Raw genomic sequence first — 13,793 nt, 5'->3', positions numbered from 1 at the left:
GCCGCGGCGGCCACGCTGATTTCGCGCTTCGTCGCGGCGCGTCACCGTCCGGCGCGGATGATGGCCTCGATATTGCGTTCGGCCAGCGCGGTAATGGTCAGCGACGGGTTGACCGTCGCGGTGCTGCCGGGGATCGCCGCGCCGTCCATGACGTAGAGCCCGGGATGACCGTGTACCCGGCCGTACCCGTCGGTGGCCCGGCCGAGCACAGCACCGCCCAGTGGGTGCGCGGTGAACAGCGCATTCGCGTCATAGCCGAGAGCGCTGTATTCGACCAGCGCGCCCGCCCGCTCGGCGATCCCGCGGTCGACGGCGCGGGCGGCGGCCACCGTCTCGTCGCGGTTGCGGGTCGACCAGCTCAGCCCGACCGAATCCGTGCCTCTGTCATATCCCATCCGGGTGCGGGTCGGATCGAGCACCATGCCCAGGGAGGCCAGGGCTCCGGTTTCGAACGGGATGCCGGGGATGTACCAGTTCTCCAGGGTGAGTGGTACCGCGGAATCGTCGTAGATCCGGCTGGCGCTCGGCACACCCTGGCCGAAGCCGGCCACCGAGCTGGCGCCACGCGCCAGCACCACATCGCCATTGGTGCCCCAGCCGTCGCCGATGTGCTCGTTGAGGTTGGGCAGCGCGCCGGTGGCCTGGGCGCGGACCAGCAGTTCGGTGCTGCCGATGGAACCGGCGCCGAGGAACAACTGATCGCAGGTCAGGGTGCGGGTGCGCAACACGTCACCGGTCGGGGCCAGTTTCGTCACGGTGACCGAATAGCGTCCGCCGCTCTCCTGCGCGATGGCGTCGACCCGGTGACCGGGGAACACCCCGCAGCGGCCGGTCTGCTCGGCGTAGCGCAGATAGTTCTGGTTGAGATCGAATTTCGCACCGTTGGAATTGCCGAGATTGCTGCGCGCCACCGTCGCCGATGGCCTGCTGCGCCCGGCCAGTTCGTCGCGCAGGATGTTCCAGCTGAAAATCGAATCGTTGGGCACCGGCTGATATCCGGCCTTGCGGACCTGATCGTCCCAGGCACGCGAATGCGTGAACGGCGCCGAGTGGTAGATGTCGGCGGGCATGGCGTCCAGCCGCAGCATCTGCCGCACGCGTGGGTAATAGACGCGCTCGAGTTCGCCGTAATCGACGACGCCGCCGAAGACATGGTCGAACAGGCTGCGTTCGGGCGCGATCATGACACCGCTGAACACGATCGAGCCGCCGCCCACCGCGGCCGCGCGCCACACATCGATTCCCGGGTATTCGGTGACATCGAGGACCCCGCCGAAACTAGCGAACTGCATCGGCACCTTGGTCACCCCGGTGAAGGAGGTGCGGTGCCAGAAGCCGCGGCCGTCGGGCAGGTCGTCGCCGGTGAAGATCTCCCGCCACGGATCATTGGGCCAGCGCGAGCCGCGCTCGAGCACCGTGGTGGCAACGCCGGCCTGCGCCAATCGCAGCGCCGTAGCCGAAGCGCCGAAACCGGAGCCGACGACGATCGCGGGCGAATGGTCGGCCGGATCGGGCAGCGGCGCGAAGATCTCCGGCACCCATTCACGGAACAGTGCATCCCAGATCGGATCGGCATTCGCCGTGACCGCACCGGCCGTCGATCCGAGGACCCCCAGCATTGTCGCCGCACCCACCGCCTCGAGGAAGGCACGCCTATCCACTTCTGCCACCTCCAAATTCACGCGCGCGGCCGGGGGAAGATTACCGGCAATCGCCAATGTTGAACAGCCGCTGTTCACCCGGCCGCACCCGTGATGGAACGATCTTCCTTATAGAGAGATCTGCAGAACAGGCTCTGCCATTACCGATCGGTCATGAAGTGAGCAGCCGGACCACCGCGACGGTGCCGACGACGACGATCACCGCGCGCAGAACCGTGGGTGAGAGCCTGCGTCCGACGCGGGCGCCGAGCTGCCCGCCGATGATGGAACCGGCCGCGATCAGCGCGACGGCTTCCCATGCGATATCGGCCACCACGATGAAGATGGCCGCCGACACCGCGTTCACCAGCAGCGCGAGCGTGTTCTTCACCGCGTTCAGCCGTTGCAGATCGTCGTGCACGAACACACCGAGCAGGCCGATCAGCAGCACGCCCTGGGCCGCGCCGAAATAGCCGCCGTAGATGCCGGTGGCGTAGATCGAGCCGAACAGCACCGGACCGCCGTGCTCGGGGGTGTTGTCGGCGTCGCGGCGGCTCTTCACCCAGGCCGCAAGCCGCGGCTGCACCACCACCAGCACCAGGGCCGCGATGATCAGCACCGGGACGATGGCCTTGAACGCCTGTTCCGGCATGGTCAGCAGGGCCACCGCGCCGGTGATCGCCCCCAACAGCGAGGCGACACCAAGCCGCAGCAGCCGGGCGCGCTGACCGGACAGTTCACGCCGGTACCCGATCACCCCGCTGATCGAGCCGGGCACCAGCCCGACGGTGTTCGATACATTCGCCGTCACCGGCGGGTAGCCGATCGCCAGCAGCACCGGAAAGGTGATGAGGGTGCCGGAGCCGACGATGGTGTTGATTCCGCCCGCGGCCACACCGGCCCCGAAGACGGCCAGCTGTTCGAGCCAAGTCATCCATGTTCCTCACGTCCCGTCGGGCCGGGCAGGCCCGTACAAGCGCATCCGGTCACCGACGCTATCGGTACCGCCCTTCCGTCGCCGAATCCGGGCACGGTAAACTGGCCGGCATCATGCAGCGGGCTCTTCTTCTCGGCCGCCGCGACGGGGTCTGATCGGACCGGCCTCCCGTCGCGGGGTTCTGCCGCGCCGGTCGACCCGCCTTTTCGGGACACCACCCACACCCACGGAGAATCGCATGTCACCCGCTGACGCCTTCGTATCCGGCACGCGCACCATCACCGCGCCCACCAAGCCCGCGCCCGCCGATCAGCCGGCCTGGAACAAGCAGAAGAACTCCTCCATGCCGACCTTCCGGTACCGGCCCTTCGCCGAGGAGGTCGAGCCGATCACACTGCCCGACCGCACCTGGCCGGACAAGGTCATCGATCGCGCGCCCGCCTGGTGTGCGGTGGACCTGCGCGACGGCAACCAGGCCCTGATCGACCCGATGAGCCCGGCCCGCAAGCGCCGCATGTTCGACCTGCTGGTGCGGATGGGCTACAAGGAGATCGAGGTCGGCTTCCCGTCGGCCAGCCAGACCGATTTCGACTTCGTCCGCGAGATCATCACCGACGGCGCCATCCCGGACGACGTCACCATCCAGGTGCTGACCCAGTGCCGCCCGGAACTGATCGAACGCACCTTCGAGGCCTGCTCGGGCGCGCCGAACGTCATCGTGCACTTCTACAACTCCACCTCCATCCTGCAGCGCCGGGTGGTGTTCCGCGCCGACCGCGAGGCCGTCAAGAAGATCGCCACCGACGCGGCGAAGCTGTGCCTGGAGACCGAGCGGAAGCACCCCGACACCAACTGGCGCTACGAATACAGCCCGGAGTCCTACACCGGCACCGAACTGGAATACGCCAAGGAGGTCTGCGACGCGGTCTCCGAGATCATCGCGCCGACCCTCGAGAAGCCGCTGATCATCAACCTGCCCGCGACCGTCGAGATGGCCACGCCGAACGTCTACGCCGATTCCATCGAGTGGATGCACCGCAACCTGGCCCGCCGCGATGCGATCGTGCTGTCGCTGCACCCGCACAATGACCGCGGCACCGCCGTGGCGGCCGCCGAACTGGGCTATCAGGCCGGCGCCGACCGCATCGAGGGCTGCCTGTTCGGCAACGGTGAGCGCACCGGCAACGTCTGCCTGGTCACCCTTGGTATGAACCTGTTCTCCCGTGGCATCGACCCGCAGATCAACTTCTCCGATATCGACGAGATCCGTCGCACGGTCGAATACTGCAACCAGTTGCCCGTGCACGAGCGCCACCCCTACGGCGGCGACCTGGTCTACACCGCGTTCTCCGGCTCCCACCAGGACGCCATCAACAAGGGTCTGGACGCGATGAAGGTGACCGCCGATTCGGCGGGCGCCGACGTCGACGACATCACCTGGGAGGTGCCGTACCTGCCGATCGACCCCAAGGACGTGGGCCGCACCTACGAGGCCGTCATCCGGGTCAATTCGCAGTCCGGCAAGGGCGGGGTCGCCTACATCATGAAGACCGATCACGGGCTGGCGCTGCCGCGACGGCTGCAGATCGAGTTCTCTCAGGCGATCCAGCAGATCACCGACGGTGAGGGCGGCGAGGTGACGCCCAAGGAGATGTGGGACGTCTTCGCCACCGAGTACCTGAACCCGGTGCGCCCGCTGGAGCGGATCAAGCAGAAGGTCACCGCCTCGGAGACCGACGGCGGCACCGACACCATCACCGCCACGGTGAAGGTCGACGGTGTCGAGCAGGAGATCACCGGTACCGGCAACGGCCCGCTCGCGGCGTTCGTCGACGCGATCGCGACGGTCGGGTTCGATGTGCAGGTGCTCGACTACTCCGAGCACGCCATGTCCGCCGGTGACGATGCGCAGGCGGCGGCCTACGTCGAATGCGCGATCGGTGACAAGACGGTCTGGGGTGTCGGCATCGCCACCTCCATCACCACCGCCTCGCTGCGCGCGGTGGTTTCCGCGGTCAACCGGGCGAACTGAGCGCAATCGGCGCGGTCCGGACGGCTCTGTGCCGGTCCGGACCGCGCCGGTGCCGTCTCGGACCTGGTAAGCCACGGCATGCACGGGGCCGAACTCACCTGCTAGCGTTGACCCGCAACTGCGCCACCGAGCTCTCTGCTCGACATCCCGAGCAGATGGGGGAACTGTGACAGACAACGACAACCCGACTTCTCCGCCCTGGCTGCAGAGTCATCCGGCGGACGCCGGAATCGCCACCGAATCCGACACGACGCAGCAGCCGCAGCCCGACTCCGGTGAAGCCGAGCAGTCCGCGGCTGCCGAATCGAGCCCCGCGGGCGAGGCACCGGAGTCCGAATCGGGCAACGGCGCCGGAGCCGCAGACGCGACGTCGGTGTATTCGGTCGACGAATCCTCGTTCGGCGCCGACCAGTTCGCCGCCCCCGGCGCTTCGGCGCCAGGGCAGTTCGAGCCGCACAGCAGTGGCGAGTTCGCGCAGCCAGGACAGCCCCCTTCGCACAGCAGCGGTCAGTTCGCGCAGCCGAGCCAATTCTCCGAACAGGGGCAGCCCGCACCGCATACCAGCGGCCAGTTCGCCCAGCCGGGCCAGTTCCCCGAACCGGCTCCCGGGCAATTCCCGGAGCAGGGTTCCTTCGCGCCCCCTGGACAATTCCCGGAGCAGGGCTCCTTCGCACCTCCCGGGCAATTCCCCGAGCAGGGCACTTTCGCACCTCCCGGGCAATTCCCGGAACAGGGTTCCTTCGCGCCCCCGGGTCAGTTCCCGGAACAGGGTTCCTTCGCGCCGCCGGGTCAGTTCGCGCCCTCGGGTCCGTTCGATCCTTCAGGGCAGGGCCAGTTCTCGCAGGCAGGTCCCGGATCGTTCCCCGAGCAGCCGAACCAGGGCCAGTTCGAGCCCGCCGCGCCCGGCCAGTTCGATCAGCAACCGAGCCAGGGCGGGTTCGAGCCGCAGGCGCAGGGCCAATTCGCGCCGCACAACAGCGGGCAGTTCGAGCAGCAGCCCGCCCCTGGGCAATTCGAGCACCAGGGCGGCCCCGGCCAGTTCTCGCAGCCGCCCGGCCAGCAGTTCGACGCGGGCCAGAGCCAGTTCGCCCCCGGCGGTTTCGCGCCGCAGGGTGAGGAGCAGTTCCAGGCTCCGCCGCCCGCACCCGAACAGAGCAACCACCATCCGATGCCCGAGGGCGGCGATCCGCACGGCGGCGCCATCAACAGCTGGGCCCCGCCGCCGGTCGCGCCGCAGCAGACCTACCAGCCGCCCATGCAGCAGTCCGCGCCGACCGGCATGAGCGGCCCCGCCACCGGCCAGTACCAGACACCGGACTGGCAGGGCGGCCCGCCGCAGACCCAGCAGCCCGGGCAGCCGCAGCAGCAGCCGTTCGTGCCGCAGCACATGCCGCAGCCCGGGCAGCCCGGCCATTCGGTCAACGACCTGAACCTGCTGAAGCGGGCCCGCAAGGCGCCGCGCAGCGGGTGGCGCCGGGCCGTGCACAAGGCCTCCCGCGGCATCATCAACCCCGGTGAATCCGCTGCCGACGTGGTGCACGCCGACCTGGTCGAGCGCGTCAACCAGCCGGTGCGCGGCGACTACCGGATCGCGATCCTTTCGCTGAAGGGCGGTGTCGGCAAGACCACCACCACCGTTGGCATCGGCTCCACCTTCGCCTCGCTGCGCGGTGACCGGGTGATCGCCATCGACGCCAATCCCGACCTCGGCACCCTCGCGCATCGGGTGCCGCGGCAGACCCGCTCCACGGTCCGCAACCTGCTCGAAGACCAGCACATCACCCGGTACTCCGATGTCCGCGCGCACACCTCGCAGGCACCGAGCCGGCTGGAAGTGCTGGCCAGTGAACAGGATCCGGCCGTCTCGGAAGCGTTCAGCGAGGCCGATTACCGCAAGGCCATCGGCATCCTGCAGTCGTTCTACAACATCATCCTGACCGACTGCGGTACCGGCCTGATGCACTCGGCCATGGCAGGCGTGCTCGATATGGCCAGCTCGCTGGTCCTGGTCACCTCCCCCGCCATCGACGGCGCCCGCAGCGCCTCGGCCACCCTCGACTGGCTCGACCACCACGGCTACAGCAAGCTGGTGGAACGAACCGTCGTGGTGGTCAACGCCTCTCGCCGCGGCGCCTCCTCGGTCGATATCGACCAGCTACGCAAGCTATTCCTCGACCGCACCCGCGCGGTGCAGGTGGTGCCGTTCGACGACCACCTCGCCGAAGGCGCGGAAATCGACTTGGAATTGGTGAGCAAGCCGACCCGGCGTGCGCTGTTGGAGTTGGCGGCCATGGTGGCCGACGACTTCGGGTATGCGGCGGGGCAGCAGCCTTACGGGCGGTGAGCCGAGCGGGTGCGGTGGGGCCGTGATCCTCTCAGAGCGCGGGGCTCATCGCACACGTGGCCGGCGTAACAGGCGACCGTCTCCACACAGCGGCAGCAGGTGGAATGGCTTGTAGTGCGCGCTCTCAGCGCGATGAGCGCGGGAGCGCGCCTTCACTCATTTCGAGGTCGGGTTCTCGATGTCTTGGGCTCGCAAACGGCAGCCGGTCAATCCGGTGATGAGCGCAGCTTTCCGTGAGCCGACGCTGATCTCGTTGCCATCGTCGGGCGAGTGCAGCGTGATGTCGTGGTGTCCTGGTTCGTCGGCGCGCACAGTGAGTGCAGTGATGCCGTGTTGTGCAGCGAGATCACGGGTGATTCGAAGGACTTCGGGCCATTCCGCATCAGCGATCGGAACCGGCGAATAGATGCTGTCGGCCGTCATCGATACCCCGTCCGTCTCGCTGTACGGCGAGGGGCATCCGAGGGTTCCCTGTGCGCGGTCGGTCTTCGGCTGCCAGTCGAGTGCCGGTGCAACGGATCTGGTGGCCTCGGCAATTCTCCACATAAGTGCGGACAGCTGTTGTTCGGTCTCCTGAACCGACGGCAGCTGTCGCATCATCGCTTCGGCCTGCGCGATGTCATCGGGCGTGGCCGGATGGTTCGGATCGTCCAGGCGGCTGCCGCAACCGCTGAGCGCGCCGATCAACACGAAAATCGAAACCAGGGTCGGTAGGTAGCGACGGGTGGCCATGTCAGCGCACCACCAGATGCGGCAAACCGGCGACAATGACCGCCATGTTGTAGCCCGCAGTCCGAAGTTCACCATTCGCGCTGGGGCGTGGGTATTCGCTGTGGCCGTTCGAGTCTTCCCGATGGACACCATCACTCGTTGTGGCTTCACGGACCGAGATCTGTTCGAGGTGGGTTGTCACCGGGTCGGGGCCGAACACGCCGAAGCCATCTGCCCAGGTAATCGGATCGTCGGGTGCACGCATCACAAATCCATGGCCGGGACCGAGGTTGAGATCTGCTTCGTCGTCGGCGTTGATTCCCGGCGAGCCGTAGAACACAGCATCGTCGACAGGGTTGTCGGCACCGAGCTGCTGGAGCGCGAGAGCTGTTGTGTAACTGCCGTATGAATGCCCCAAAGCAGTGATATGTGGGTCCGACTTGTTCGAAGCGGCATCCAAGCCTTCGAAGAAGGCGGCCAGCTTTGGTGCTCCGTCCACGGCGCGGCCGGTACTCGCGGCATCGGGCCCGATCTCCGCCGGCGGTTCATATCCGAGCCAGGCGATCGTCGCTACTCGCTCCCCGGCTCGCCCCTCCATGGACAGCTGCTTGTCGGCTTCTCGCTGGACGGCCTCCGCTTCACTCGCCATTCCGCTCAACGACGGTACGGTCGTGGACACACCGGGCACGGTCACTGAGACATGGTCCGCGTTGTCGGGATCCCCGACCGCTATTGCGGCCATCCCCTTGTCACCGGACTGCATATCCAGTAGTAGCAGCCGCGCGCCCGCGTCCGGGTTGTACGGGTCCAGTGGATGGTCGGCCAGCGTCCGTTCCAGCGAATCGAGATCGGTCAGCTTCGCTTCGACTCGCGCCAGCTCAGCCTTCTTATCCGCGTTCGGTATCGGCGCGTTCGGGTTCTTGGGCGGTCCTGGATCGTCTTTCAGTTCCTCCTTCAGCCGGTCACGCTCCTGCGTCAACCGTGCCCGCTCATCATCGATCCGGTTGACATTGGCCTCATGGCGCGCCATGGACGGGATGCCATCGCGGTTTCCGATCCATTCCGGGTGCTGTTCGATGATTTCGCGGCGTTGGCGATCATCGAGGGCGTCCCAGTAGGCGTTGTTCTCGCGCGCAGTCCCGTTCTCCGGTGGAGCGAGGGCGGTGAGTCCGCCTTGGGTGGCGCCGGTGGTGGAGGCGGCGACGACGTCGGTGGCGCCGTTGTCGGTGATTTCGCCGTTGGCGGCCTTGTTGAGCACAGCGGCGGCGTCGGCGGCGATGTCATCGGCCTGGCGCATGACGGCGCGGGCGGCGTCGATCAGTTCGAGCCGGAGCGCTTCCACCGAGGCCGGGTCGGGGGCTCCCGGTTTGTCGGCGATGGTGACGTGGCCGTGGTCCCAGACCTCCAGCCCGGCTTCGGTGGCGCGCTGGTCGATCGTGGCGAGGGTCTGCTTCAGGTGTTTGACGGCCTCGCGGGTCTGGGTGGTCAACGCTCGAACGGCGCCGAGCGCGGCCGCTTCGTCGGTGAGTTGATCAGAGGTGTCGGCGAAGCGTCGACGGGCCGCGTCGGCGGCGTCGCCTTCCCAGCCGGGCAGTCTGCCGATATCGGCGAGCTGTTTGTCGGCGTCTTCGATCGTGGTGATGCGCTGGGAGAGAGACGTTTCCAGCATCTCCAGCGCGAGCTCGTTCCACCAGCGGATATCGGGTAACAACATCGGTCCGGCGCCCCCCAACGGTTACTTGTGCCGTCTGCGTCCGCGGGTATCGTATCGGGGACAGGCGATTTCAGTAGGCCAAGGGGGAAATATGGCTGATCAGGTTTCTGTCGATCCCGAGGTTTTGCGTGCCGCCGCCGGCCGGCTCGACGTGTTGTTCACCGACTCCGGCACGGCATTGCGTGAAACCGATCAGGCGATCGCGGATAGCCACGGGGCGTGGAAGGGGGACGCCGTGGCCGCCTTCGCCCGGTTCACCAGCTACCTCGACGACCGCCGCACCCTGCTGGAGCGGAACCTCGGCGAAATGGCGGAGTCACTGAAAACGGCCGCCGACACTCTCGCCGCCCAAGACCAGGTGACAGCGGACGTGCTGGTCGGACAGTCACCGCAGGTGCCGACGAGCCTGAATCTTCAACCCGACCCCCAGCGGTAGCCGACACTCGGAGCTGGACGCGAGCCGCTCGCCCTGCATTCGAGCCACTGCCTGCCGAGCTTGCGGATCACCCCGGAGATGATGCGGCCCGCGCCACGTCACGGCACCGTTCACCCAGCCCACCGCCACTTTCGGCAACCCGCCCATCCGCCCTGGCGGCGTGCGCTTAAAGTGGTCGGAAATCAGTGAGGTCCCGAGGCTAGGCAGCAGAGCGGCGCATGGCGAAACAACAGTGGACCGTATCGCGGAGGGCGGTGCTTCGCGGAGCGGTCGCGGCGGGGGTCGGTGTGGCGTCGGCGGGGGTGCTCGGGGCGAGATCCGCGGCGGCCGGTCCCGGTATGCGGGTCGCGGTCTTCGGCGGCGGGGTCGCGGGGCTGACGGCGGCGCACGAGCTGGCCGAACGCGGCTTCGAGGTCACCGTCTACGAGCGCAGGGCGCTGGGCGGCAAGGCGCGCAGCATCGGGGTACCGGGGACGGGGACCGATGGCCGCCCCGACCTGCCCGGCGAGCACGGTTTCCGCTTCTTCCCCGGCTTTTACCACCACATTCCCGACACCATGCGTCGAATTCCGTTCGGCGCCAACCCCGATGGTGTGTGGAACAACCTCGTCGCCGCACCGCAGGCCCGTTTCGCGCGACGCGACGGCGACGACTTCCGGCTCCCGCTCGGCGCCGCGCATCTGGCCACCGCGACCCCGCAGGCGTTCCGGGAAACCATGGGTGCCGCCATCGCGACCACGCTGAAGATGCCCCCGGCCGAGGGCGCCTTCTTCGCCAACCGCCTGCTGGTCTTCTTCAGCAGTTGCGACGCCCGCCGGTTCGGCCAGTGGGAACATATGTCGTGGCGCGATTTCGTCCACGGGCACAAGCGATCTCACGAATTCCGGGCGTTGCTGTCACGGACTCTCACCAGCCTGCTGGTCGCAGCAAAAGAGGATATGGCCAGCGCACGCACCATCGGCAATATGGGCGAGCAGTTCCTCGGCAACCCGCTCGAGATCGGCAACGACGGCGATCTGGATCGCGTGCTGAACGGACCGACCAACCACGTGTGGATCGATCCGTGGGTGGCGCGGCTGCGCGAGCTGGGCGTGCGCTTCGAACTCGGCGCCGAGGTGCGCGGGCTCGACGTGCGGGACCGGCGGATCAGCGGCGCGCGCATCGTCGACGGCGCCGGAGCCGCGCGCACCGTCGAGGCCGACCACTATGTGGTCGCGTTGCCGGCCGAACGCGCCCGTGCCCTCTGGTCGCCGGATATCCGCGCCGTCCGCCCGGAACTGGCCGCCATGGACAGCCTGCACACCGACTGGATGAACGGCATCCAGTTCTATCTGCGCACCGCACCCGACATCGTCAGCGGGCACGCGGCCTATATCGATTCACCGTGGGCGATCACCTCGATCAGCCAGAACCAGCTCTGGACCCGCAAGCTTCCGGAATTCGGTGACGGCACCGTGGCCGACTGTCTGTCCGTGGACATCTCCAACTGGAACACCCCCGGCATCCTCTACGGGAAACCGGCCAAGGAATGCACCCATGAGGAGATCGCCCGCGAGACGTGGGCGCAGATCACCACCCACCTCAATGACCGCGGCGAGGTGCTGCGCGACGCCGACCTGCACTCCTGGTTCCTCGATCCCGGCATCACCTGGCAGGCCGAACAGCGCCGCAACGCCAATGCCGACCCGCTGCTCATCAATACCGCCGGGTCCTGGAATTCGCGCCCGCAGTCACACGGCGCGTTGGAAAACCTCTTCCTCGCCGGCGACTATGTACGCACCAACATCGACTTGGCCACGATGGAAGGCGCCAGCGAATCGGCCCGCAGCGCCGTCAACGCGCTGCTCGACGTGACCGGTTCGGCGGCGCCGCGTTGCCGCACCTTCACGCTGTACCGCTCGCCGGAACTGGAGCCGTTGCGGCAGGTGGACGCCGATCGCTACGCCCGCGGCGAGCCGAACCTGTTCGACATCGACATCTGAGGGTGAGATTTCCGACTCCGCTACCCGGACAAAACAGGTTCGCCGCACACCACCGCCGATGTTTGAATCATTGCTATGAGCGACAACGCCCCTGAGATCACCGATCCCGCCGAACTCAGGGAGCTGCTCGGCGCGGTCATGCCGCGCGCGGTCAGCAAGGAGCGCGTCGCCCTGCATCCGCGCGACCGGGAATGGATCGCGCTCACCCCGTTTCTGGTGATGTGCACCAGCGACGCCGACGGCAATTGCGACGCCTCACCGAAGGGCGATCCGGCCGGGTTCGTCAAGGTGCTCGACGACACCACCATCGCCATCCCGGAACGTCCAGGCAACCGGCGCGCCGACGGCTACCTCAATATCCTGTCCAATCCGCACGTCGGACTGATCTTCCTGATCCCGGGCCGCCGCGAGACGCTGCGCATCAACGGGCGGGCGCGGCTGGTTCGCGACGCACCGTACTTCGAGGACATGGTGGTGCGTGGGCACCGTCCGATCCTGGCCGTCGAGGTCGACATCGAGCAGATCTTCTTCCACTGCGCGAAGGCCTTCATGCGCAGCCACCTGTGGGAGCCGGACAACTGGCCCGTCGACACGCTGCCCAGCCCGGCGCGGCTGGTCAAAGAGGTGCAGACCAACGTCACCGAAAGCGTCGACGACCTGGAGGCCTACTATTCGGCGGCCAACTACGAGCGCAAGCTCTACAACGACTCCCCCACCTGACCCGGCCCCCCGCGCGGCGCGAACATAGACTCGCGGCGTGGCAGACATATCGGTGCGCGGGCGGATCGCGCTGCGGGCGGCGGCTGCGGCGTCGTGGGCCTCGCAGAAGGCCGGTCGCGGCAAGGGGTCGATGATCGGCGGGCTGATCGCCCTGAAAATCGATCCGACGATCATGGATCAACTGGGCCGTGGACGGCGAACGGTGCTGGTCACCGGCACCAACGGCAAGTCGACCACCACCAGGATGACGACGGCGGCGTTGAGCACCCTCGGTGACGTCGCCACCCAGGCCGACGGCGCCAATATGGATGCGGGCATCGTCGCCGCGCTCAGCGTCAACCGGACCGCCGGGCTGGCCGCCATCGAGGTCGACGAGCTGCACCTGCCGCACGTCACCGATTCGCTGAATCCGGCCGCGGTGGTGCTGCTGAACCTCAGCCGGGACCAGCTCGACCGGGTCGGCGAGATCAATATGATCGAGCGCAAGCTGCGCGCAGGGCTGGCGCGGCACCCCGACACGGTCGTGATCGCCAACTGCGACGACGTGCTCATCACCTCCATCGCCTACGACCACCCGAACGTGGTGTGGGTGGCCGCGGGCAGCGGCTGGGCGATGGACGCCACCAGCTGCCCACGCAGCGGCGAACCGATCATCTGGGAGGGCGAGCACTGGCGCAGCACCGGCGCCGATTTCCAGCGCCCGCAACCGGATTGGTGGCTGGACGGCGAAAAGCTGCGCGGCCCGGACGAATTCACCGCCGAGCTGCGGCTCGCGCTGCCCGGGCGTGCCAATCGCGGTAACGCCGCGCAGGCCGTGGCCGCCGCGGTCGCGCTCGGCGCCGACCCCGCCCAGGCGACCGCCGCGGCGGGCACGGTGCGCGAGATCGCGGGCCGTTACCGGACCGTGCAGGTCGGGGAGCATTCGGCGCGGCTGCTGCTGGCGAAGAATCCGGCCGGCTGGCAGGAAGCGCTGTCGATGATCGATCACGACGCGGCCGGGTTGGTGATCGCGGTGAACGGTCAGGTGCCCGACGGCGAGGATCTGTCCTGGCTGTGGGATGTGCGATTCGAGCATTTCGAGGGCGTGCAGGTGGTGGCCGCCGGTGAGCGCGCCACCGATCTCGCGGTCCGGCTCACCTATGCCGGTGTCGAGCACACCACGATCGCGGATCCGTTGCGCGCCATCGCTTCCTGCCCCGCCGGACGGGTCGAGGTGCTGGCCAACTACACCGCGTTCCGTGATCTGAACCGCGATCTCGACGCTCGCTGAAAGGCAA

At 67.7% G+C, this 13,793-nt stretch carries 11 protein-coding genes; 7 read left to right on the top strand and 4 right to left on the bottom strand.

Features of this window, described 5'->3' with window-relative positions; all coding sequences use genetic code 11:
* Positions 1-41: 41 nt before the first annotated feature.
* Together AC4HOU_RS12270 and AC4HOU_RS12265 are read right to left on the bottom strand one after the other, a co-directional pair.
* The gene (locus tag AC4HOU_RS12270; protein WP_195020471.1) at positions 42-1,661 is read right to left on the bottom strand and encodes a GMC oxidoreductase; all 1,620 of its coding nucleotides are present in this window, start codon (positions 1,659-1,661) and stop codon (positions 42-44) included.
* 151 nt (positions 1,662-1,812) lie between these two features.
* Complete coding sequence (locus tag AC4HOU_RS12265) at positions 1,813-2,574, bottom strand: sulfite exporter TauE/SafE family protein (protein ID WP_163816837.1); 762 nt, start codon at positions 2,572-2,574, stop codon at positions 1,813-1,815.
* Between the two features lie 241 nt (positions 2,575-2,815).
* On the opposite strand from AC4HOU_RS12265, the gene leuA reads away from it, so the two are divergent.
* On the top strand, positions 2,816-4,609 hold the full coding sequence (leuA, locus tag AC4HOU_RS12260; protein WP_195020470.1) for a 2-isopropylmalate synthase: 1,794 nt from the start codon (positions 2,816-2,818) through the stop codon (positions 4,607-4,609).
* A gap of 166 nt (positions 4,610-4,775) precedes the next feature.
* Positions 4,776-6,953: a nucleotide-binding protein gene (locus AC4HOU_RS12255; RefSeq protein ID WP_324197378.1), complete on the top strand. Its 2,178-nt coding sequence runs from the start codon at positions 4,776-4,778 to the stop codon at positions 6,951-6,953.
* A gap of 156 nt (positions 6,954-7,109) precedes the next feature.
* Here AC4HOU_RS12255 and AC4HOU_RS12250 read toward each other — a convergent pair whose 3' ends face one another.
* On the bottom strand, positions 7,110-7,685 hold the full coding sequence (locus tag AC4HOU_RS12250; RefSeq protein ID WP_490724515.1) for an LppA family lipoprotein: 576 nt from the start codon (positions 7,683-7,685) through the stop codon (positions 7,110-7,112).
* 1 nt (position 7,686) lies between these two features.
* A complete protein-coding gene (locus tag AC4HOU_RS12245) occupies positions 7,687-9,153 on the bottom strand; it encodes an alpha/beta hydrolase (RefSeq protein WP_490724514.1) in 1,467 nt (488 codons plus the stop codon).
* On the opposite strand from AC4HOU_RS12245, the gene AC4HOU_RS12240 reads away from it, so the two are divergent.
* From AC4HOU_RS12240 to AC4HOU_RS12220, 5 genes are all read left to right on the top strand, one after another.
* Positions 9,121-9,372 carry a hypothetical protein gene (locus AC4HOU_RS12240; protein WP_280498886.1) on the top strand — a complete coding sequence of 84 codons (252 nt, stop codon included), beginning with the start codon at positions 9,121-9,123 and terminating at the stop codon, positions 9,370-9,372. The genes AC4HOU_RS12245 and AC4HOU_RS12240 overlap by 33 nt on opposite strands.
* 97 nt (positions 9,373-9,469) lie before the next feature.
* Positions 9,470-9,814, top strand: a complete 345-nt coding sequence (locus AC4HOU_RS12235; protein WP_194990684.1) for a WXG100 family type VII secretion target — start codon at positions 9,470-9,472, stop codon at positions 9,812-9,814.
* A gap of 338 nt (positions 9,815-10,152) precedes the next feature.
* Entirely contained in the window at positions 10,153-11,796 is a 1,644-nt protein-coding gene (locus AC4HOU_RS12230; protein WP_490724661.1) for a hydroxysqualene dehydroxylase, read from the top strand.
* A 75-nt stretch (positions 11,797-11,871) separates the two neighbouring features.
* A complete protein-coding gene (locus AC4HOU_RS12225) occupies positions 11,872-12,516 on the top strand; it encodes a pyridoxamine 5'-phosphate oxidase family protein (protein WP_163816827.1) in 645 nt (214 codons plus the stop codon).
* 37 nt (positions 12,517-12,553) lie between these two features.
* The gene (locus AC4HOU_RS12220) at positions 12,554-13,786 is read left to right on the top strand and encodes a MurT ligase domain-containing protein (protein WP_163816826.1); all 1,233 of its coding nucleotides are present in this window, start codon (positions 12,554-12,556) and stop codon (positions 13,784-13,786) included.
* Positions 13,787-13,793 lie beyond the last annotated feature (7 nt).

This window comes from Nocardia sp. JCM 38205, from assembly GCF_058222935.1.
This window is presented reverse-complemented; position numbering and strand designations above follow the sequence as displayed.

Bases quoted from the DNA above. Each gene is read 5' to 3' on its own strand.
- AC4HOU_RS12265 (WP_163816837.1), bottom strand. From the start codon at position 2,574: ATGACTTGGCTCGAACAGCTGGCCGTCTTCGGGGCCGGTGTGGCCGCG.
- AC4HOU_RS12235 (WP_194990684.1), top strand. From the start codon at position 9,470: ATGGCTGATCAGGTTTCTGTCGATCCCGAGGTTTTGCGTGCCGCCGCC.
- AC4HOU_RS12230 (WP_490724661.1), top strand. From the start codon at position 10,153: ATGCGGGTCGCGGTCTTCGGCGGCGGGGTCGCGGGGCTGACGGCGGCG.
- leuA (WP_195020470.1), top strand. From the start codon at position 2,816: ATGTCACCCGCTGACGCCTTCGTATCCGGCACGCGCACCATCACCGCG.
- AC4HOU_RS12250 (WP_490724515.1), bottom strand. From the start codon at position 7,685: ATGGCCACCCGTCGCTACCTACCGACCCTGGTTTCGATTTTCGTGTTG.
- AC4HOU_RS12225 (WP_163816827.1), top strand. From the start codon at position 11,872: ATGAGCGACAACGCCCCTGAGATCACCGATCCCGCCGAACTCAGGGAG.